The sequence below is a fragment of the Streptococcus sp. HMSC078H12 genome, assembly GCF_001814615.1.
Taxonomy (GTDB): domain Bacteria; phylum Bacillota; class Bacilli; order Lactobacillales; family Streptococcaceae; genus Streptococcus; species Streptococcus salivarius_F.
In genome coordinates, this window is sequence record NZ_KV817316.1 from 30,731 (window position 1) to 52,408 (window position 21,678).

20 protein-coding genes, 1 pseudogene and 1 other annotated feature are annotated in these 21,678 nt (G+C 40.5%); of the genes and pseudogenes, 18 read left to right on the forward strand and 3 right to left on the reverse strand.

All coding sequences use genetic code 11. The features are described 5' to 3' along the window. From HMPREF2979_RS01570 to HMPREF2979_RS01625, 12 genes and pseudogenes are all read left to right on the forward strand, one after another. A pseudogene (locus tag HMPREF2979_RS01570) lies at positions 1-200 on the forward strand (tRNA 4-thiouridine(8) synthase ThiI); the annotation flags it as partial. A 105-nt stretch (positions 201-305) separates the two neighbouring features. Then, positions 306-1,817 (forward strand): accessory Sec system glycosyltransferase GtfA, encoded by a 1,512-nt coding sequence (gene gtfA, locus HMPREF2979_RS01575; protein WP_070654776.1) that lies wholly within the window; start codon positions 306-308, stop codon positions 1,815-1,817. Next, positions 1,810-3,129: an accessory Sec system glycosylation chaperone GtfB gene (gene gtfB / locus HMPREF2979_RS01580; RefSeq protein WP_002885503.1), complete on the forward strand. Its 1,320-nt coding sequence runs from the start codon at positions 1,810-1,812 to the stop codon at positions 3,127-3,129. The genes gtfA and gtfB overlap by 8 nt, the downstream gene beginning before the upstream one ends. A gap of 4 nt (positions 3,130-3,133) precedes the next feature. Continuing rightward, entirely contained in the window at positions 3,134-3,670 is a 537-nt protein-coding gene (locus tag HMPREF2979_RS01585; RefSeq protein ID WP_070654778.1) for a GNAT family N-acetyltransferase, read from the forward strand. A 112-nt stretch (positions 3,671-3,782) separates the two neighbouring features. Beyond that, positions 3,783-3,857 (forward strand) — a sequence feature (ribosomal protein L21 leader region). 40 nt (positions 3,858-3,897) lie between these two features. Then, positions 3,898-4,212: a 50S ribosomal protein L21 gene (rplU, locus tag HMPREF2979_RS01590; RefSeq protein ID WP_002885597.1), complete on the forward strand. Its 315-nt coding sequence runs from the start codon at positions 3,898-3,900 to the stop codon at positions 4,210-4,212. Positions 4,213-4,247: 35 nt separating this feature from the next. Continuing rightward, positions 4,248-4,538: a 50S ribosomal protein L27 gene (gene rpmA, locus HMPREF2979_RS01595; RefSeq protein WP_002885483.1), complete on the forward strand. Its 291-nt coding sequence runs from the start codon at positions 4,248-4,250 to the stop codon at positions 4,536-4,538. Between the two features lie 56 nt (positions 4,539-4,594). Then, positions 4,595-5,290: a GNAT family N-acetyltransferase gene (locus HMPREF2979_RS01600; RefSeq protein ID WP_070654780.1), complete on the forward strand. Its 696-nt coding sequence runs from the start codon at positions 4,595-4,597 to the stop codon at positions 5,288-5,290. A 199-nt stretch (positions 5,291-5,489) separates the two neighbouring features. Beyond that, positions 5,490-5,864: a DUF1149 family protein gene (locus HMPREF2979_RS01605; protein WP_002885550.1), complete on the forward strand. Its 375-nt coding sequence runs from the start codon at positions 5,490-5,492 to the stop codon at positions 5,862-5,864. Position 5,865: 1 nt separating this feature from the next. Beyond that, a complete protein-coding gene (locus HMPREF2979_RS01610; RefSeq protein WP_070654782.1) occupies positions 5,866-6,708 on the forward strand; it encodes a DegV family protein in 843 nt (280 codons plus the stop codon). Between the two features lie 60 nt (positions 6,709-6,768). Then, a complete protein-coding gene (dapB, locus tag HMPREF2979_RS01615; RefSeq protein WP_037612027.1) occupies positions 6,769-7,536 on the forward strand; it encodes a 4-hydroxy-tetrahydrodipicolinate reductase in 768 nt (255 codons plus the stop codon). Continuing rightward, entirely contained in the window at positions 7,533-8,735 is a 1,203-nt protein-coding gene (locus HMPREF2979_RS01620) for a CCA tRNA nucleotidyltransferase (protein WP_070654784.1), read from the forward strand. The genes dapB and HMPREF2979_RS01620 overlap by 4 nt, the downstream gene beginning before the upstream one ends. A gap of 83 nt (positions 8,736-8,818) precedes the next feature. After that, positions 8,819-10,699: an ABC-F family ATP-binding cassette domain-containing protein gene (locus HMPREF2979_RS01625; RefSeq protein WP_070654785.1), complete on the forward strand. Its 1,881-nt coding sequence runs from the start codon at positions 8,819-8,821 to the stop codon at positions 10,697-10,699. 78 nt (positions 10,700-10,777) lie between these two features. Here the strand turns inward: HMPREF2979_RS01625 and HMPREF2979_RS01630 are convergent, their stop codons facing one another. From HMPREF2979_RS01630 to HMPREF2979_RS01640, 3 genes are all read right to left on the reverse strand, one after another. Further along, on the reverse strand, positions 10,778-11,281 hold the full coding sequence (locus tag HMPREF2979_RS01630) for an HdeD family acid-resistance protein (protein ID WP_070654787.1): 504 nt from the start codon (positions 11,279-11,281) through the stop codon (positions 10,778-10,780). Positions 11,282-11,349: 68 nt separating this feature from the next. Further along, positions 11,350-12,111: an NUDIX domain-containing protein gene (locus HMPREF2979_RS01635; RefSeq protein WP_070654789.1), complete on the reverse strand. Its 762-nt coding sequence runs from the start codon at positions 12,109-12,111 to the stop codon at positions 11,350-11,352. 56 nt (positions 12,112-12,167) lie between these two features. Then, on the reverse strand, positions 12,168-13,274 hold the full coding sequence (locus HMPREF2979_RS01640) for an AAA family ATPase (RefSeq protein WP_070654791.1): 1,107 nt from the start codon (positions 13,272-13,274) through the stop codon (positions 12,168-12,170). Between the two features lie 359 nt (positions 13,275-13,633). Here HMPREF2979_RS01640 and gdhA point away from each other — a divergent pair, with 359 nt between their 5' ends. From gdhA to HMPREF2979_RS01670, 6 genes are all read left to right on the forward strand, one after another. Beyond that, positions 13,634-14,986: an NADP-specific glutamate dehydrogenase gene (gene gdhA / locus HMPREF2979_RS01645; protein ID WP_002885547.1), complete on the forward strand. Its 1,353-nt coding sequence runs from the start codon at positions 13,634-13,636 to the stop codon at positions 14,984-14,986. 281 nt (positions 14,987-15,267) lie between these two features. After that, entirely contained in the window at positions 15,268-16,887 is a 1,620-nt protein-coding gene (locus HMPREF2979_RS01650) for a YfhO family protein (RefSeq protein ID WP_261787277.1), read from the forward strand. A gap of 79 nt (positions 16,888-16,966) precedes the next feature. Next, positions 16,967-17,377 carry a peptide deformylase gene (locus HMPREF2979_RS01655; protein ID WP_014633963.1) on the forward strand — a complete coding sequence of 137 codons (411 nt, stop codon included), beginning with the start codon at positions 16,967-16,969 and terminating at the stop codon, positions 17,375-17,377. A 185-nt stretch (positions 17,378-17,562) separates the two neighbouring features. Next, a complete protein-coding gene (locus tag HMPREF2979_RS01660) occupies positions 17,563-18,006 on the forward strand; it encodes a MarR family winged helix-turn-helix transcriptional regulator (RefSeq protein ID WP_070654793.1) in 444 nt (147 codons plus the stop codon). 3 nt (positions 18,007-18,009) lie between these two features. Then, the gene (locus HMPREF2979_RS01665) at positions 18,010-19,824 is read left to right on the forward strand and encodes an ABC transporter ATP-binding protein (protein WP_070654795.1); all 1,815 of its coding nucleotides are present in this window, start codon (positions 18,010-18,012) and stop codon (positions 19,822-19,824) included. After that, entirely contained in the window at positions 19,814-21,592 is a 1,779-nt protein-coding gene (locus HMPREF2979_RS01670) for an ABC transporter ATP-binding protein (RefSeq protein WP_070654797.1), read from the forward strand. The genes HMPREF2979_RS01665 and HMPREF2979_RS01670 overlap by 11 nt, the downstream gene beginning before the upstream one ends. The last annotated feature ends 86 nt before the right edge of the window (positions 21,593-21,678 follow it).

Below are 21,678 nucleotides of genomic sequence, written 5' to 3' on the forward strand. Positions count from 1 at the left end.
CTTTTGAGGATTGCTGTACCATCTTTGCACCTGACCGTCCAAAGACTAATCCAAAAATCAAAAACGTTGAACAATATGAACGTCGTATGGATGTTGACGCCTTGGTTGAACGTGCGGTTGCAGGAATCATGGTGACTGAAATCACACCTATTGAAGAGGCGCAAGACGAAGTGGATACACTTATCGAAGACTTGCTCTAGTCTAGGAGGCTATAGTACTAACATAGTAGTGCTTAGCTGCTACTAGAGTTAGGTATGTCGAAAAAGAAATGTCGATGTTGAACTTTTACCCAGAAAGGAAAATACATGACTGTTTATAACATCAATTTAGGAATCGGTTGGGCATCAAGTGGTGTTGAGTACGCCCAGGCCTATCGTTCTACAATTTTCAAAAACACAGGTATTAAGGCCAAATTTGTCTTTATGGATATGTTCTTGCAGGACAATCTTTCTGATTTGACCCGTAACATGGGGTTTGCGGATGAAGATATCATCTGGCTCTACAGCTATTTTACAGACCTAAAAATTGCTCCAACGACCTATACTGTCAAGGATTTGGAAAAGGAAATTCCATATGACATCACGCGTCGTGAGATTAATGGTAAAGTGGTTAAGCTCTTTTGTGCCAAGGAAGATATCTTCTATGCAGCCTACTTGCGTAAAGAGGGTGAAGATATCGTTCATCGTGTGGAAAAAGTATCGCGTGGTTGCCTAATCCGTAAAGACTTTTACTCTTACACTAAGATGTTCACGGAGTACTACACACCGGTAGACAATAAGGCTCACCTCTATCAACGTCGTTTCTTCAATGAGGATGGTAGTGTTGCTTATGATGAAATTGTTGATGGTAAGGATAGTGTCTTCCGTTTTCCAGATAAGATTTTGTCATCTAAGCATGAATTTATCGCCTACTTCATGTCTCAACTTGGTCTAACTGACCAGGACATCGTCATCTTGGACCGTGCAACTGGTACCGGACAGGCTGTTTTCCGTAACACCAAACCTGCTAAGCTTGGGGTTGTGGTTCATGCAGAGCACTTTAGTGAAAATGCTGTGACAGACAAGACTATTTTATGGAATAACTTCTACGAGTACCAATTCAGCAATGCAGATAAGGTTGATTTCTTTATCACAGCGACAGAGCGCCAACGTAGCATTATGCTAGATCAGTTCAATAAATACACACCATTTACACCTCATATCGTAACCATCCCTGTGGGAAGTGTGGATAAACTGAGAAAGCCTGAAGGAGAGCGTAAACCATTCTCAATCATCACAGCCTCACGTTTGGCTAATGAAAAACACGTGGACTGGTTGGCCAAGGCTGTCGTTAAGGCTAAAGAAAGTCTGCCACAAGTAAACTTTGATATCTATGGAACAGGTGCTGAAGAAGCCAAACTTAAGGCCATTATCGAGGAAAATCAAGCTCGGGATTATATCCACCTTAAAGGTCACCAAGACTTGACAGAAGTCTACAAGGACTACGAACTTTACCTATCAGGTTCTAAGAGTGAAGGGTTTGGCTTGACACTTCTAGAAGCCGTGGGATCGGGTCTCGGTATGATTGGTTTTGATGTTCGTTATGGGAACCAAACCTTTATCAAGGATAATGAAAATGGCTACCTCATTCCTCGTTTTGAAAAAGATGATGAGCCTGCTATCGTGGCTGCCTTGGCAGAGAAAATTGTAGCCTTCTTCAATCGCTCAGATTTGGATCATGTTCATCAAGTTTCTTATGATATTGCCAAAGGCTTTTTGACAGAGGAAATCGAGCAGAAGTGGCTTAACTTAGTAAAGGAGATGACTAGTCATGATTAATTTATTTGAAAACTATAGTCAGGGTAGTTGGGATCTCCATTACTCACTGATTGTCGCTGGCTATGTGAATACAACAGTTTGTCTTTCAGATGATGGCTTTCTGCCTAGTGATGTGACCTCACCTTACCTTTATTTCACTGGTTTTGACAAGGTTCAAGGTTCTGCACTTTACTTTAATCAGGTACCTGTGCCTGACTACTGGGAAATTATAGGAACAAATAGTAATGCGGAAATCTTCCGTTTTGATAAGAAACGTGGTCATATTCATTATGCGCATCCTGCTCACCAACGTCTGGTTAAAGCCGTGGACTGGTATGATGAGTCAGGACGCCTGCGCGTGACTGATCGCTACAATAACAAGGGGTACCGTTTCTCACAAACAACCTATAATGTTAAGCAAGAAGCGACCATTACGAGCTATTTCACTCCTGACAACAAGGAAGTTATCGTCATCAACCATTTGACTAAAGACGTTATCTTGAATTGGAAAGACAAGGTCTACATTTTCAAAAATAAATCTGAATTTGTAGTCTTCTATCTTAAAGAAGCTGGTTATGATTTGAGTCGTATTCTATACAACTCATTGGCGACGCCTTTCTTGACAACTATGAATCTTCCAAATTCTGGTCAAGACGTTCTCTTCTGGCAAGAGCCTATCACTGATTCAGTTCCTGGGAATATGCGTCTGCTTCTTGAGAGCAACCATCGTCAGACTAAGATTGTTGTACAAGATTACACAGCTTATACGAATCTTCTAAAGTTGGTTAGTCCAGAGCAAGCTTCTCGCGTGGCCTTCCTTGGCTTCATGTATCCATTTGCCCGTCAGAACAACTTCCAAAATCAAGCGCTTATCTTGACCAACTCAGACCAAATTGAACATTTGGAAAGTATTGTCAGTGAAGTGCCTACCATGCACTATCATGTTGGGGCAATCACAGAAATGTCAAGTCGCTTGATGGATTTGGCTAAATATAGTAATGTTAGCCTTTACCCTAATATTACAACAGAGCAGGTTAAGCGTCTTTATAAGGAAGCTGATTTCTACTTGGATATTAACCATCAAAATGAAATCTTATCAGCGACACGTGCTGCCTTTGAAAATAACTTGCTTATCCTTGCCTTTACGAACACTAGCCATGGTCCTGAATATACCGCACCAAGTAATATCTTCTCACCAATGAATGCTGGGCAATTTAAGCAAACACTTAAAGAAGCCTTGGGCAACCGTGATTTCCTTAGTCACTTGCTTGATCGTCAACGTGAGCATGCTCATGTAGCAACACCAGAAGATTATAAGAAGGTTATTGGTTAGGAAAATGACATTAGAGGTTCGTAACATTTATCCTCTGACACCAACATTTAAGAAGGTCGCTTCGCTTTATGAAGCGGCTTTTCCTGTGGAGGAGCGTCTCCCACTTTGGCAATTGTCTTGGAACAGCTTGAAAAGAGGACAATCTTTCTTGGCCTATTTTGATCAGGGAGTCTTCGTTGGCTTGACCTATACCATTTATACTGACAACCTGGTCTACCTACTTTTTCTTGCAGTTGAGGAAAGTAAACAATCTCTGGGATATGGCAGTCAGATTTTGGCACAAGTTAAGAAAGAAGCAGGGGTACGACCGTGTGTGCTTACGATTGAACCCATGGATGAGAAGGATGCTTCTAATCGTAATCAGCGCTTAAAACGTTTGGCATTTTATGAGCGAAATGGCTATCAGTTATTGAATCACTTCTATTTTGAAGGAAGTGAACGCTATCAAATTTTGACAACGGATAGGAGCCTTTGTTTAGCTGATTTGGAGCAGGATTTATCTAAGACCTTCTTAGGAAAATATGGTATAAGGGTTGAGTAGGGGTATCATTACTTGGTTAAAGGTCAATGAGCAGAATAAGAATAATCAAAATAACTTTTTCTCTTGTCATTAGAGGGAAAAAATGATAGAATTGTAACGTTGACTAAATGCACGTCCTGTGCAACCGCACGACTACTGTTCGCAAGTGGGTTCGTCCCCGCAGTACTAGGCGAGTCTTCACAGAGGGAAACCTCAGACACATTAAAAATTTTAATAGGAGGTGCATCATGAGCACATACGCAATCATCAAAACTGGTGGAAAACAAGTTAAAGTTGAAGTAGGTCAAGCAATCTACGTTGAAAAAATCAACGCTGAAGCAGGATCAGAAGTAACTTTTAACGAAGTTGTTCTTGTCGGTGGTGATAAAACTGTAGTAGGTACTCCAGTTGTTGAGGGAGCTACTGTTGTCGGAACTATCGAAAAACAAGGTAAACAAAAGAAAGTTGTTACTTTCAAATACAAACCTAAAAAAGGTAGCCACCGTAAACAAGGTCACCGTCAACCTTATACAAAAGTTGTTATCAACGCTATCAACGCGTAAGTTAGCGACTAATCACTAAGAAAGGACACAATCTTATGTTGAAAACTCTTGAAAACTTGCAACTTTTCGCCCACAAAAAAGGTGGGGGTTCTACTTCCAATGGTCGTGATTCACAAGCTAAACGTCTTGGTGCTAAAGCAGCTGATGGACAAACTGTATCAGGTGGATCAATCCTTTACCGTCAACGCGGTACACACATCTACCCAGGTGTAAACGTAGGCCGTGGTGGTGACGATACACTCTTCGCTAAAGTTGAAGGTGTTGTACGTTTCGAACGTAAAGGTCGCGACAAAAAACAAGTATCTGTATACCCAGTTGCTAAATAATTAAGCTAAAGTCTGCACTTTTGTGTAGACTTTTCTTTATGAAAAAGGAGAATCCTATGCCTTTAAATCACTACCAACAAGAAGTGGGGCCAAGTCTAGCGGATGCTAGTCCAGGTAATATGCCAGATGCTGCCCTATTAGAAGGTCGTTATTGTAGCGTTGAACATTTGACGGTTGCAGAGCATTATAAGGACATTTTAGACTTTTACTTTACTAATCAGATCCTTTCTGATTGGACCTATATGTATGCGGATCCTTTTGAATCTGAAGAAGCTGTACGTCAGTGTTTGGAGGATTATGAGCAATCCGATAACCCTTATTTCTTTGCCATCAGGGATAAGGCTTCAGGTAAGGTTCTGGGAACCTTTTCACTTATGGCTATTACACCAAAAAATCGTAGTGTTGAGATGGGACGAGTGATTTTAGCACCTGCTTTACAAAAGACTCGAGCAGCTACAGAAGCTCAATACCTGCTTATGAAATATGTCTTTGAAGATCTTAACTATCGTCGTTATGAGTGGAAATGTGATAGTCTCAACCGTCCTTCTGCCAATGCTGCCATGCGTTTAGGGTTCACCTATGAGGGGCGTTTTCGTAACCATGCTATCTATAAGGGACGTAGCCGTGATACGGACTGGTTCTCGATTATTGATAGTGAGTGGCCGGCACTTAAGAAACGATTTGAGAATTGGTTGTCTCCTGAGAATTTTGATGAAAAGGGACAGCAGAAACATTCTTTAAGAGACTGTTAGCTGGCAATAAAAGGGCTCTCTTCTGATGAAGGAGCCTTATTTTAGTAGTCTTAGTCCTAAATCAAAGCTCCTACTTTTCTAGTGATTATTGTTGCTGTCAAAATCAGTCTAAATACTCATTTTTCTGTCAATAATATTCCCATAATAAAGCATATTTATGCTATAATAAAGAGTAATTGTATCAAGGAGAATATGACTAATGGATTTAATTCGCGAAAAAGTATTTGTTAACCGTTACCACTATGATGTTCGTAACCATGAGTGGGAAAAAGAGAATGGTGTTCCTAAAACAAATGTTGAAGTAACTTTCCAGTTGCACAATAAAGATGAAGAAGCTAACAATACGTCTGTTGTAGCTGTTTTGCAATTTATGATTGTCCGTGATGAGTTTGTTATCTCAGGGATTGTTTCTCAAATGGACCACATTCAAAACCGTATCGTCAATGAACCAAAAGACTTCTCACAAGAAGAAGCAGAAGCCTTGGCTGCACCGCTCTTGGATACGCTTCAACGTTTGACTTATGAAGTAACTGAAATTGCCTTGGATCGTCCAGGTATCAATTTGGAGTTCTAAGATGTCTCTTGCAGTTATTACGGATTCATCGGTTAATCTCCCTGCTGAAATTCAGGGCCATGCTGATGTTTATGTTTTAGATATTCCGGTCATCATTGAAGGGCAGCCTTTTGTTGAAGGAAAAAACTTGGATGTCAATCAGTTTTATGCGCAAATGGCAAACTCTGAGGAATTGCTCAAGACGTTGCAACCTAATCTAGCTGACTTGGATAACTTGCTTATGGAGTTGGAGGAGGAAGGTTATACCCATGTCATTGGGCTTTTCCTTTCTTCAGGAATCTCTGGTTTTTGGGCTAATAGTCAGTTTTTGATTGAGGACCATGCCAAGTTGAAGATTGCTTTTCCTGATACAAAAATCACAGCAGCTCCTATGGGAGCCATGGTGAGAAACGTTTTGCATTGGTCAGCCCAAGGAATGTCTTTTGAGAATATTTTGAAGAAGCTTGAGGAGCAGGTTGACCAAACGACGGCTTATATTCTTGTGGATGATCTTAATCATCTGGTAAAAGGTGGTCGTTTGTCGAATGGTTCGGCGATTTTAGGAAATCTTTTGTCTATCAAACCTATTTTGAATTTTAATGACGAAGGAAAAATCGTTGTTTTTGAAAAGGTGCGTACAGAGAAGAAAGCTGTGAAACGTTTGGTTGCCCTAGCTGAGGAAAATCGTGAAATGGAACTTAGTATCCTTCACACGAATGCTCCTGAAAAAGCTGAAGATTTTAAAAGACAGCTAGAAGCACAGGGAATTAGCGTTTCAACAGTGGTATCCTTATGTGCCGTAATTGCGACACACTTGGGTGAAGGAGCACTAGTGTTAGGTCTAACACCTAAATTTACCAAATAAGTACTATCCATCTGGGATGGGGCTTGTCTATGATTAAGATCAATAGAGAGGAAAAATGACATGTCTATTAAAGTTATTGTTGCTGGATTTAAAGGAAGAATGGGTTCAACTGCGGTTGAAATGGTCAAGGGAGATGACGAATTGACTTTGGCTGCCTTGCTTGACCCATTTGCGACAGAAAAAGAAGTGGACGGTGTTCCTGTCTTCACAGATAAAGCGGATTTGGTTGGCTTTGACGCAGATGTCTGGGTGGATTTCACTATGCCAGCTGTTGCCTATGAAAATACTCGTTTTGCTTTGGAGAATGGTTTTGCACCAGTTGTGGGTACCACAGGATTTACTGAAGCACAAATTCAGGAATTGACAGACCTTTCTAAAGACAAGTCTATTGGTGGTTTGATTGCACCTAACTTTGCTATTGGTGCTATCCTTCTTATGAAGTTTGCGGCAGAAGCTAGCAAATATTTCCCAGATCTTGAAATCATTGAGCTTCACCATGACAAGAAAAAAGATGCTCCTTCAGGTACAGCGGTGAAAACAGCTGAACTTATCCGTGAGGTTCGCGAAACAAAACGTCAAGGTGCTGAGGATGAGGTGGAAACACTTGCTGGAGCACGTGGTGCTGAGTTTGATGGTTTCCGTATTCACAGTGTACGTTTGCCAGGACTTGTGGCTCACCAAGAGGTTATCTTTGGTGCCCAAGGAGAAGGCTTGACCTTGCGTCATGATTCTTATGACCGTATTTCCTTTATGGGTGGGGTTAACCTCGGTATTAAAGAAGTGGTTAAACGTAATCAGCTTGTTTATGGTTTGGAACATTTACTATGAGATTAAGTTATTTGCCTTCTGAGTTTCAGAAGGCTTTACCAATATTAGAGAAGATTAAGGCTGCGGGTTTTGAGGCTTACTTTGTTGGTGGTTCGGTACGAGATGCCCTTCTTAACCGTCCCATTCATGATGTAGACATTGCCTCATCTTCATATCCTGAAGAGACCAAGCAGATTTTCGAGCGTACGGTGGATATCGGTATTGAGCATGGGACCGTTTTGGTCTTGGAAAATGGCGGAGAGTATGAGGTGACGACCTTCCGAACAGAGGATGTCTATGTAGATTACCGTCGTCCGTCTAGCGTGTCCTTTGTGCGTTCATTGGAAGAAGACCTCAAGCGTCGTGATTTTACAGTCAATGCTTTTGCTCTTAATGAAAATGCTGAGGTTATCGACAAGTTCAATGGTCTAGCTGATTTGGACAATCGTGTTTTGAGGGCTGTTGGTAAGGCTGAGGAACGCTTTAACGAGGATGCCCTTCGTATCATGCGAGGGTTACGTTTTGCTGCGAGTTTAGACTTTGATATCGAAGAAAAGACTTTTCAGGCTATGACCAGCCATGCCCCACTTCTGGAAAAGATTTCGATTGAGCGAAGTTTCATCGAGTTCGATAAGTTGCTTTTGGCCCCACATTGGAAAAAGGGAATCAAGGCACTTCTAGCGACTAAGGCTTATCAGTACCTTCCGGATTTTCAAGAAACTGCTGAAGAATGGCAGGCTTTTGTGGCAGACTATGTGGAGGACTTTAGATTTACAAGTTCTGAACAGGCTTGGGCGGCAACTCTTTTGGCTCTCAAGCATGATAATCCACGCTCTTTCCTTAAAAAATGGAAGACGTCTGTTAATTTCCAAAAGACAGTTCAGTCCTTGATTGAGATTTTCAATTTCCGTTTGGAGAGAGCCGTGACTAAACAAGATGTTTATCAGTATGGTAAGGAGCTCTTAGAGGCGGCTGAAACTTTGAGACAGGCTCAGGGCTTGGACGTCGATTATGAGCGTATTGCCGATTTGGATGGTCAGTTGCTCATCCATGATAAGCACGAAATCGTTGTGAATGGTGGCACACTGATGAAGGAGCTAGGATTCAAACCTGGTCCGGACCTTGGACGTACACTTAAAGCCATTGAAAATGCCATCGTTGATGGGAAACTAGCTAATGACAAGGAAGCTATTATGGCCTTTGTTCAAGCTATGAAATAAGTCTACAGACGTTATAAAAATGACACACCGCTACAGAGCATGCGTAGGATCCGTAGCGGTGTTATTTGTAAGAAGGAAGTAAGATGTCAGATTTTATTGTTGAAAAATTAACCAAGTCCGTTGGAGACAAGACGGTTTTTAAAGAGATTTCATTTATTATCCATGATTTGGATCGTATTGGGATTATTGGTGTCAATGGGACAGGTAAGACAACCTTGCTAGATGTTGTCTCTGAGCGTATTGGTTTTGATGGTGATGTGTCACCTTTCACTAAGGCTAATGGCTATAAGATTGCTTATTTGACTCAGGAGCCAGAATTTGATGATAGCAAGACAGTGCTTGATACGGTCTTGTCATCAGACCTTCGTGAGATGGCTTTGATTCGTGAATATGAAACCCTTATGGCAGATTATTCTGAAGAGAATCAAGCTCGCTTGGAGAAGATTATGGCTGAGATGGATAGTCTGGATGCTTGGTCCATTGAGAGCGAGGTTAAGACAGTTTTGTCTAAGTTGGGATTGTCAGACCTCTCGCAAAAGGTCGGGGACCTCTCAGGTGGTCTTCGTCGTCGTGTGCAGTTGGCTCAGGTTCTCTTGAATGATGCAGATCTTCTGCTCTTGGATGAGCCAACCAACCATTTGGATATTGATACTATTGCTTGGTTGACGAATTTTCTCAAGTCTTCTAAAAAGACGGTACTCTTTATTACCCACGACCGTTATTTCTTGGACAATGTAGCCACACGTATCTTTGAGTTAGACCAGGCTAATCTGATTGAATATCAAGGGAATTATCAAGACTATGTGCGTCTAAAGGCCGAACAGGATGAACGAGATGCAGCAGCCCTTCACAAGAAAAAGCAACTCTATAAACAGGAGTTGGCATGGATGCGAACGCAACCACAGGCACGTGCAACCAAACAACAGGCTCGTATCAATCGCTTTAAGGATCTTAAGGGTGAGGTTCATCAAACGGTCAATAATGACGATCTTGAAATTAACTTTGAGACCAGCCGTATTGGTAAGAAGGTAGTGAACTTCGAGCATGTCGATTTCGCTTATGAAGATGGCAAGCAAATTCTCAGAGATTTCAATCTTATCATGCAAAATCGTGATCGTATTGGTATTGTTGGGGATAATGGTGTCGGAAAATCGACCTTGCTCAATCTGATTAATGGCGACCTTGTGCCTACAGCTGGTGTCCTAGATATTGGTGAGACGGTACGTATTGGTTATTTCTCACAGCAAATTAAAGATATGGATGAGAGCAAGCGTGTCATTAACTACTTGCAGGAAGTTGCAGATGAAGTTAAGACAACGGTTGGGACAACCAGTATCACAGAGCTTTTGGAGCAATTCCTTTTCCCTCGTTCTACCCATGGGACACAGATTGCCAAGCTCTCTGGTGGGGAAAAGAAACGTCTTTATCTACTTAAGATTCTGATTGAAAAGCCCAACGTTCTGCTCTTGGATGAGCCGACAAATGATTTGGACATTGCAACTTTGACGGTTTTGGAAAACTTCCTTAATGGTTTTGGAGGCCCTGTCGTTACCGTAAGTCACGACCGCTATTTCTTGGACAAGGTAGCTAACAAGATTCTAGCCTTTGAAGAGGGTGGTGTTCGAGAGTTCTTTGGTAACTACACAGACTACCTTGATGAAAAAGCCTTCTTACAAGAGCAATCAGCCCTCCTCGAGAAGGAAAAAGAGCAAGCTAGCGTTAAAGTTGAGAAAGTTAAAGAAGACAAAAAACGCATGAGCTACTTTGAAAAACAAGAGTGGGCGACCATCGAGGACGAGATTGCTGACCTTGAAGCTAAAATTGAAGAGATTGAAGCAGCCATGCTTGAAAATGCTAGCGATTATGGACAGTTAGCTACCCTTCAACGTGATTTGGATGCTGCTAACGAAACCCTACTTGAAAAGTATGAACGCTATGAGTATTTGAGTGAGCTAGAGGGATAAGCTCTTTAGTAATCAAAGTATGACAAAAGCCCTGCATTTGCAAGGCTTTTTTATGTTTATGTAGTGTCTGGTTTCTTCTTACCACAAGCGGAATGAAAAGGAAAGGACTGAAACACCCGTAAAGATAATTAAGGAAGCTACCAAGCGCCCAATAAGAAAGGCTGAGAAAAACGGAGCACTAAAGAGCAAGAGCCCAAATACCAGACAAATTAAGGCGATTGACAGGGCAGGTTGTCCTGAGAAGCCGAATTGACGTTGACGATAAGCTTGGAAGCCTTGCGTAAATGCTGAGACAAGAAGCCACCAAGCGATAATGGTTACAGCTACGCCCGAGAGTACCCATGCTGATGTTGATAGCAGGATAATACCAAAAACGATGGAAATGATACTCTGAAGCAGTTGGAAGAAGGAGCGGTTTTCGTTATCTCGTTTAAAATAAACCATGAGACTTGAAACACCAGATACCAGCATCACTAGGGCAAATAGCCAACCAACGATGGCAAGAAGATTTGTAGGATTAGCGAAGAAAAAGACACCCAAGAGTGTAATGAGAATTCCACTAATCAATGTAAAACTTTTCATAGGATACCTCTTATTAATTTTCTTAATACTACTATGTAAGTATCAAATTGTCAAACAAAGACCTTACTTTAGAGTGGCTTGATATGATAAGTGTAGGTGGCAGCCTTTCTGGTTCTAGTAGCTACCTGACGACCTGTTTTTTGGAAGAGGTGTTTAAAGCGACGCAAGAAATTTGTGGAATCCATCTTGAGGTAGTCTTCATTGAAGGTACCAAAAAGTTGGCGGTAGGTGGTCAAGGTGTTTTCTTCGGGCATAATGGAAAGGATAGTTGGATAGTATTCGAGTCGTCCCTTGATACGTTCCATAGCTGTTAAGAGAATTTCCCAATGGTCAAAGGCAAGGTCATCATGTGACAGCATCTTATCACCATCAACAAGTTGCAGTTGACCGTCTACCATGGCGATGTCTAACCAATGCGTAGACGCGGCATCGTCGGCAGCCTTTTCCACTTGAATGTCATTAAAGGTCATAAAGCAGAGATAAGCCACTGTAATGGTCCACATTCGAGGATCACGATAAGGTGTTCCTACTGTAATGAGCTGCTCAATGTGGTCAGGGTCGAGTTTAACGGATGTTTCCTCCTGTACCTCACGACAGACAGCTAGATTGAGGTCTTCTTGCTCCTTAACGAAGCCCCCACTGAGGGCGTATTTCCCCATGAAGGGATGGTTTTTTCGCTTGATAAGTAAGGTCTGGACTCTTCCTTCATAATAGCGGAAGATGACCGAGTCAACGGTCACTGAGGGCTTAACGTACTTATCCATTTCTTCTCGCCTATAGATGTCCAAAAATTCCTTTTCACTACCAGAGTTTTCGAAGGTTTTAGTCATGGGTTTCCTCCTTTGTTTATTGTAAGTTTAGATGATGATTGCTTTACATCAGTCTTCTAAATTTCGATGTGTAAACGCTCCTTGATTGCCTTCTTAGCGTGATGGTAGTTGTCTGCAAAGAAGCTGTCGCTATTACTATTTTCCCCTAAAATAACGATTTTATCCTTAAATGGTGATAACAGGTCCAAGAGATGTTTGGTAAACCAATCACGCGTTTGGTTATCAGCCATGGTCATGTCACGGAAACCATCATCTACATAGTTTGATTTTGGCAGAATCACAAAAATCAAATCCCACTTTTCACGGGCCTGAGTTACCTGATAGAGGCGATCCAACATGTCGAACTCTTCTTGGGAGATATTTTCTTTCAAATAGTAGTCGATATAGACCTTAGTGACTGTTGAATTGGTGTCCGCAAAGATAAGTCCTGAATGTTGCCCCTTGTCAATGATATCAGAGGTCTGGGCATATTGATCTGTCAGGAGGTGAATATAGTCGTTGGTATCTAACTCGTCATCTCGTACATTATACTTTTCTTGATATTCCCTAGCATATTCCAGAGAGCAGGGAGCATTGTAAGTGCGAGCCAAATCCTTAACAAGAGTAGTCTTTCCACCGCTAGCAGAGCCCACAACAAGGACCTTGCGCGTAAAGTGACGACGGAAAGGCTTGGTGATAAAACGCCAATTTTCCATCGGATTGTCGCGAATCTCAGTAGCAGAGATATTGATAATAGAACGTTCGATGAGTTCTACCTGAGCTTGAGGGTAATAGCGATTGAGCTCAGTCACATACTCTGGCTCTCCAACATAGAAGGTAATCTTTTCAGGATCATCCGTATTCTTAGCGATAAGCTCTTTGACACGATTAACCCAAGGCACCCAGCCCTCTGGATAGGCTGGCATCCCAGCTTCGTCTAGTTTATCCACAACGACTAATTCATCATCATAGAAGACTTCTCGAACATAACGGAAACGTCGATTGAGTGATAGGCCTGCGCGTGTCCCACGATCTTCTTGTGTGTTGCTGCCACTTACGATGACAAGCACATTGTCATTAGCGCGTTTTGCCTTGGTAATGAGGTCAACGTGTCCAACGTGCATTGGAGCGAAAGTTCCAAAAACAATGCCGATGCGCTTTCCTGATAATTGTTTTCTTTTCATAAAAAATAATCCTTTTTGAGATTTAGTAAAATTACTAAATTAATGATAACATAGTTGGGAATCTTTGTAAATGTAAAAATAGTAAATTTACTAAATTGTTTTTTTTTACCCATTTTAGACTTAAAGTTCAAAAAAGTTTAAAAAATTTTGGAGAAAAACTAGAAAAATAGAATCCGCTTACATAGTTGAATTGATAACTTTTTAGGATTGGCTTAAAAAAGAGAGGTCACTTGCTATGTCACAAAACCTAACATAAAAATAAAAAAAATAGCAAAAAATACTTGACAAGAAGATTCTGAAAATTTATACTATTCATGTAATTAAATTACTAAGGTAATTATTTGAAAGGAAACATTGATATGACAACAGGTAAAGAGTACGTTGCTAGCGTTTTTGAAAAAGTGAAAGCTCAAAATGGCCATGAGGCTGAGTTCCTTCAAGCAGTTGAAGAAGTTTTCGATTCACTTGTTCCTGTCTTCGATAAATATCCTAAATATATTGAAGAAAACCTTTTGGAACGTTTGGTTGAACCAGAACGTATCGTTTCATTCCGTGTGCCATGGGTTGACGATAAAGGACAAGTACAAGTAAACCGTGGTTTCCGTGTACAATTCTCATCAGCTATTGGTCCTTACAAAGGTGGTCTTCGTTTCCACCCATCTGTAAACCAATCAATCATCAAATTCCTTGGTTTCGAACAAATCTTTAAAAACTCATTGACTGGTCAACCAATCGGTGGTGGTAAAGGTGGATCAAACTTCGATCCTAAAGGTAAATCAGATAACGAAATCATGCGTTTCTGCCAAAGCTTCATGACTGAATTGAGCAAACACATTGGTGCAGATACAGACGTACCTGCAGGTGATATCGGTGTTGGTGGACGTGAAATTGGTTACCTCTACGGCCAATACAAACGTCTTCGTAACGAGTACACAGGTGTTCTTACTGGTAAAGGTTTGAACTGGGGTGGATCACTTGCTCGTACAGAAGCAACTGGTTACGGTGCTGTTTACTTTGCAGAACAAATGCTTAATGCACGTGGTGAAAACTTTAACGGTAAAACTGCAGTTGTTTCAGGTGCTGGTAACGTTGCCATCTACGCTATCGAAAAATTGCAAAGCCTTGGTGCTAAAGCGGTAACATGTTCTGACTCATCTGGTTTTGTTTATGATCCAGACGGAATCGACGTTGACTTGTTGAAAGAAATCAAAGAAGTTAAACGTGAACGTATCGTTAAATATGCAGAAGCTCGTCCAAATGCAACCTTCACACCTGCTGGTGGTGAAAAGACAGTTTGGTCAGTTAAAGCTGACTTGGCATTCCCATGTGCAACTCAAAATGAATTGGATGAAACAGATGCAGAAACACTTGTAGCAAATGGTGTATTGGCTGTCTCAGAAGGTGCTAACATGCCATCAACTTTGGGAGCTATTGATGTCTTCCTTAAAGCTGGTGTATCATTTGGTCCTGCCAAAGCTGCTAACGCTGGTGGTGTTGCTGTATCAGCTCTTGAAATGGCACAAAACAGCGGACGTACACAATGGACATTCGAAGAAGTTGATGCTAAACTCTACGATATCATGAAAGGTATCTACGAAAATGCTGCAGCAGCTGCTAAAGAATTTGGTCATGAAGGTAACCTTGTTGTTGGTGCCAACATCGCTGGATTCCTTAAAGTTGCAGATGCTATGTCAGCACAAGGTATCGTTTAATTGATAGATTATTACTAATAGCCTCTCGATAAAATAAGAAAAGAAGCCTGCGGGTTTCTTTTTTTGTTTAGACAGACTTAGGAGGAAGAGGAGATTTATCCTTTTTTTGGTATAATGAGCTAGTAAGAAATCTCTTTCTAGAGTAGATTTTGATGAATTAGAATACGAGAGGAATAATCGTGAGTCTTGGAAAGGATCCCTGTGGGGCAAAAGAAAAGAAGTATACTAATCAGACAGTCATTCTAATAAGTTTCTTGATCAGCATAGTGTCGATACTGCCTATGTTCTTTTTTAGGGACAAGCTTTATGGTGATGATATTGTCTTTCACATTAACCGACTGTTATCCTTGGATACTGTCTGGAAGAGTCCTATCAATTTTACAACTAACGGAGGGACCGGACAATTAATCAATACCTTTTATCCCTGGTTAACCTATTATCCTATTTTCATAATCTATAAGCTGACTCAGTCAGTCTTTGTAGCCTGGATGAGTTTTCAATTTCTTGTTCGCTTTGTAACTTGTTTGCTTAGTTTTTACGGGTTACGTTTATTGAACTATTCTGATAAACAGGTGATGGTATTTGCTACCTTCTATCTCTTTTCGGGTTATTTCTTGCACAATTCTTATTACCGGGCAGCCGTTGGCGAAACGCTGGCTATGATTTTTTTACCTCTAGTTTTCGTTGGCGTTCGTTTGATAACATTTGGAGATTACAAGAAATGGTGGGTTTTGACTCTTGGCATGCTTGGTTTAGTCTATTCCCATGTCTTGTCTGTCCTTTTGGCTTCTCTTATGATTTTCATAGCAGTGGTAGCTAGTTTTGGGATTTGGGATAATAAAAAAGAACGTATTCTAGGATTTCTTAAGGCCACTCTTGTCACTCTTAGTATGTCTCTAGCTTTCTTTGTTCCTATGATAGAGCAATTCAAGTATGTCACCCTACGAATGACTTTTAAACCGCTCCTATCAAAGACTGCCTTAAGTCTGGCAGACAACTGGGAGTTGATTCTAAAAAGTGATTTAAGGACTCCATCAGTTAATCTTCTCTATCTCCTGGGTCTAGTGCTAAGCCTGATCTTTGCTAAGCGTTTTGTGAAGGATAAGGAAGCTAGAATTTACCTTTTTATTTCTTTTGTTTTGGCTTTTTTAACTTTGAATAGTTTTCCTTGGCAGTTATTACAGGAGAGTCCAGTGTCCAATCTACAATTTCCTTGGAGATTGTGGAGTTTTGCCTTGCTTTTCTTCAGTTTAGCCTTGGCTAATGTCTTAGAAAATATTTCTATGAAGGCAGCGACGATACTTGTCTTGTTTGGTCTTTGTCTGAATATGTTTCAGATTGTTACTGTCCAAGATAAGATGACTAAAGCCAAGAATATATTGCCAAGCAATACAAAAGTCACGAGAGAAATGCTAGCTAAGGGAACTTATAAAAATATAAATGGCGATTACACCAATAAAGAAGTGCCCTTTGGCTTTGTCTTTGACAAACATCTTTTCTTGGATAATCAGGAAATTAAGTCAACCATCAGCCATTCTCCAAAGGAGCTAGCACTTACAGTAGATAACGAGTCAAAAGAAGCTAAGGTCTTGTCGCTACCAGTTTTCTACTATAAAGGACAAAAAGCGAGGATTGATGGAAAGCGAGTAATTACTTACTTAGCTAAAGAAAAGAATCCAACTAATCTAGTCCTACCACCAGGTAAGCATGGTGTCGTTTTGACCTATAGCTATACCCCAGTTGCCAAATTGGCAATGGGTGTTTCAACTATTAGTCTTTTGGCGTTTATTGGTTATTTGTATAGAGTGAAGAAAGATGACGAAAAAGAAGCCTGCGGGTTTCTTTTTTTGTCTGTTTTACTAGATGGTAGGCCTTTTGATATAATAGGTCAAGGTGATTAATATGAAATTGAAAACCTTTGGTTTTGATAAAAGAAAGGTATATGATTTCATAGTTTAGATAAGAAAAGGGAGTAAATAGATGATAAAAACTATCGTAAAGGATGTCTTTTTCCTTGGACAAAAATCGACAGAAGCAACTAAAGAAGATCTCTATTTGGCTAAAGATTTACGTGATACACTGGAGTTTCATAAGGATGCTTGTGTGGGGATGGCTGCCAATATGATTGGCGTTAAAAAGCGTGTTATTATCGTCAATATCGGTTTTGTTAATCTAGTTATGTTTAATCCTATTTTAGTCAGCAAGTCCTCACCTTTTCAAACAGAGGAGTCTTGTTTGTCATTAGAGGGAAGTCGTCCAACAAAACGTTATGAGTCGATTGAGGTTGCTTATTTAGATGAACAATGGATGCCTAAACAGTTAAGTTTTTCTGGCATGCCAGCCCAAATTATTCAACATGAATTGGATCATTTGGAGGGGATTATTATTTAGATAGCCTAGCCCAAGTGGGCTAGTTTTTTGAGTTCAAAGCCTTAATAATCATAGTTATGGGAGTGAGAGTGAAAAGCAATTTTCTTTCTCACTCTTTTTAGTTCTCATAAGAACTTTTTTCTTGACATTAGTTCTCATAAGAACTAAAATAGTTTCCATGAGAATTATTCAAGGAGGGACTTGCGATGCATGGAAAAGATACTTTTAGTGAATTCAGAGAATTCATCAATACTATGGAATCTCGCGTGCAAGAGTTAGGAAAGGCCCATGGGGTTGAGCATTTAGCTGGCCCACAAGGATTTGCCGTCAAGTATTTGTCTGACAATCAAGATAAAGAAATCTTTATCAAAGACATTGAAAAAAGACTATGTATTTCTAAATCAGTGGCTAGTAATTTGGTCAAACGAATGGAAAAAAATGGTTTTGTTGAGTTGGTGACATCGGACAAGGATAAACGCTACAAGTATGTTCATCTGACAGACTTAGGTAAAAAGAAAGCTCGAGATGTCAAACATTTTCGAGAGGCCATCCATGAACAGCTGTTAGAAGGCATTTCGAAAGAGGATGCTGAAATAGCCTTTCGAGTCTTTCACCAAATTCGTAAGAATTTAGAAAAAAATAAGGAGTAACTTATGTTTAAAATTTTTAAACGTTTGACGACAAAAGAGTTAATCATGATTGTCTTAGCGGTGATTTTTGTTTGCTTGAACGTCTACCTAAACTTGAAAATTCCAGACTATATGTCTGATATTACGACACTCTTATCAACTAAGGGAACTAAAGCGTCGGATATTTTTGCCTGGAATACAGATGCCCCAGGGATGCGAATGCTTTTAATGTCGTTTGCTGGCTTTATGGCCTCTGTAGTTGTTGGTTTCTTAGCTGCCAGAACAGCGGCAAGTTTTACCACTCGTCTTCGTGATGATATCTTTCATCAGGTTCTAGATTTTTCGGATGCAGAGATCAAGAAATTCTCAATTCCTAGTCTTTTGACCCGTACGACAAATGATATTACCCAATTGCAGATGGTACTTACCATGGGGTTACAGGTTATTACACAGGGACCTATCATGGCCATTTGGGCGATTACAAAGATTGCCGATAAAAATGGAAATTGGATCCTTGCCTTGCTTGTCGCTGTGTCAGTGATTGCCATTCTCATGCTCTTCCTCTTGATTATGGTTATGCCTAAGCAACGCTTGATTCAAACTCTGACCGATAAACTGAATAGCGTAACGCGTGAATCTCTTACAGGAATTCGTGTGGTGCGTGCCTATAACGCCGAAAGTTATCAAGAGGATAAATTTGAAAAGGCCAATACTGATTTGACCCAAAACAATCTCTTTATCGGTCGTTCTTTTGCCTTACTGACACCGGTGATGACTGCTGTATCAAGTGGTTTGACACTGGCTATTTATTGGATTGGTGCACATTTGATTGAAGATGTTAAGATTCCAACAGATCCAACTAAGATTGCTGGTGCTATGGAAAATAAGGTCCATCTCTTCTCAGACATGGTGGTTTATTCATCTTATGCCATGCAGGTTGTTATGGGATTCATGATGATGATTGTTGTTTTCTTCCTTCTTCCACGTGCAGTTGTAGCAGCTAGTCGTATCAATGAAGTTCTAGATACCCAATCTTCAGTCTCTTACCCTGAAAATAGTTCTGAAAAGCCTAAAGAAGTGGGTACTGTCGAATTTGATGATGTTTCCTTCCGTTATTCTGAAACTTCAGAGCCTGTTTTGGAGCATGTTAGCTTCAAAGCTAAAAAAGGTGACACGGTGGCCTTTATTGGTTCGACTGGATCTGGTAAATCAACACTTGTCAACCTTATTCCACGTTTTTATGATGCCACGCAAGGAACAATCAAGGTTGACGGTGTCGATGTACGCCATTATGACCACGAAACCTTGCACAATATAGTCGGTTATATTCCACAGAAGGCAGTGCTTTTCTCAGGTGATATCACGTCAAATATGACGATGGGAACGAGCAATAACAGTCCTCTTGATGATGCTAAGATTTGGGAAGCTCTCGAATTGGCTCAAGGAAAAGACTTTGTTGAAAATAAAGAAGGTCAACTTAAAGCAGAAGTTGCCCAAGCTGGGTCTAACTTCTCAGGTGGACAGAAACAACGTTTGGCTATTGCGCGTGCCTTGGCACGTAAGCCTGAAATCTTGATTTTCGATGATTCCTTCTCAGCCTTGGACTATAAGACCGATCGTAAGTTACGTCAAGAATTGGCTGAAAAAACACAAGATATGACCAAGTTGATTGTTGCTCAACGTATTTCTACTATTATGGATGCGGACCAAATCTTGGTACTTGACCAAGGTAAGGTCGTTGGTCAAGGAACTCACAAGGAACTCTTGGCAAATAATGAGGTTTACCAAGAAATTGCCTATTCACAATTGTCTAAGGAGGAGTTAGAAAATGGAAAATAAGCCAAAAACATCATCCTATAAACGCTTAAAACCCTATATTAAAGGTTTCCAAATTCCGTTTGTCCTTGCGATTTTTGGAGCAATTATTTCAGCGGTCATTACAGTTATTGGACCAGATAAGCTTAAAGAAATTACCAATACTATTACTGAAGGTATCACACCTACCAAAATGGGGACGATTCCAGGTATTGATTTGGACAAGGTAGCAAGTATTGCTATGACCTTGGCTGTTTTATATGCGATTTCAGCCATTGTGGGTTACTTACAAAGCTTTACGGTTGCGACAGTTACACAACGCTTTTCACAACGTTTCCGTACAGCTATCCAAAAGAAAATCAACAGTGTCCCTCTTAATTATTTCGATAGTCACTCTCAAGGGGACACCCTCTCTCGTGTGACCAATGACGTTGACCTTTTGGGACAATCGCTTAGTCAAGGGTTAGGTACCTTGATTACTTCAAGTGTTCTCTTGGTGGCAGCCATTATTATGATGTTCTACTCAAATGTCACTATGGCTTTCACTGCGATTGGTTCTGTCTTGATAGGTTTTGTTCTGGTAGCCTTCATCATGGGCTTCTCGCAACCACTTTTCAAACGCCAACAAGAAAATTTGGCTAATATTAATGGTTATATTGAAGAAATCTACACAGGTCAAGCAGTCGTAACGAGTTACAATGCCACTCAAGAAAGCAGTCAGGCTTTCAAGGGGCTTAATGATAAACTTTATAAATCGATGTGGCAATCACAGTTTATCTCAGGTATTATGATGCCACTTATGATTTTCATTGGGAACTTTGGTTATGTCATGGTCTGTCTTGTGGGTGCCATCAAAGTTATTGATGGTAGCTTGACTATTGGTGATGTGGTAGCCTTCATGACCTATGTTCGCATCTTCTCACAACCTCTTTCTCAAATTGCCCAAGGGATTACACAACTCCAATCAGCTACTGCAGCCATTGGTCGTATCTTTGAATTTTTGGAAGAAAAAGATATGGACGACGAGTCAGCTAAGACAGCTGAGTTGACAGATACAAAAGGTCAAGTAGTCTTTGACCATGTTTCCTTTGGCTATACTCCTGAAAAGACTATTATTCATGACTTTTCAGCTCTTGCTAAGCCAGGTCAAAAGATTGCAATCGTTGGTCCAACGGGTGCTGGTAAGACGACTATTGTTAACCTGCTTATGAAGTTCTATAACATCGACCAAGGTCGTATCACCATTGACGGTGTGGATACTAACGACATGAAACGTGAAACCGTTCATGATCAATTCTCTATGGTGCTTCAAGACACTTGGCTCTTTGAAGGTACTATTCGTGATAATTTGATTTACAACCAAGAGAATATTTCTGACGAGCAAGTTATTGCTGCAGCTAAGGCTGTCGGTGTTCACCACTTCATCACCACACTTCCAAAGGGTTATGATACTTATTTGGATGATTCTGTGACCTTGTCAGTTGGTCAGAAACAGCTCTTGACCATTGCGCGTGCGCTTCTTAAGGACGCCCCTCTTCTTATCTTGGATGAAGCGACATCATCAGTTGACACTCGAACAGAAGAATTGATTCAAAAAGCCATGGACAAGCTTATGGAAGGTCGGACTTCCTTTGTCATTGCCCACCGCTTATCAACCATTCGAAATGCTGACCTTATCCTTGTGATGAAAGATGGTAACATTATTGAACAGGGCAATCATGATGAACTCATGGCAGCAGATGGTTTCTATGCTGATCTTTATAATAGTCAATTTACAGAAGAAGTTGCCTAAACTTTTCTTATAAAATTATAAGATTTTACAAAAATCCATAGAACGTATGACTGTCAGTCATGCGTTTTGTGTTATACTGAAAAAAA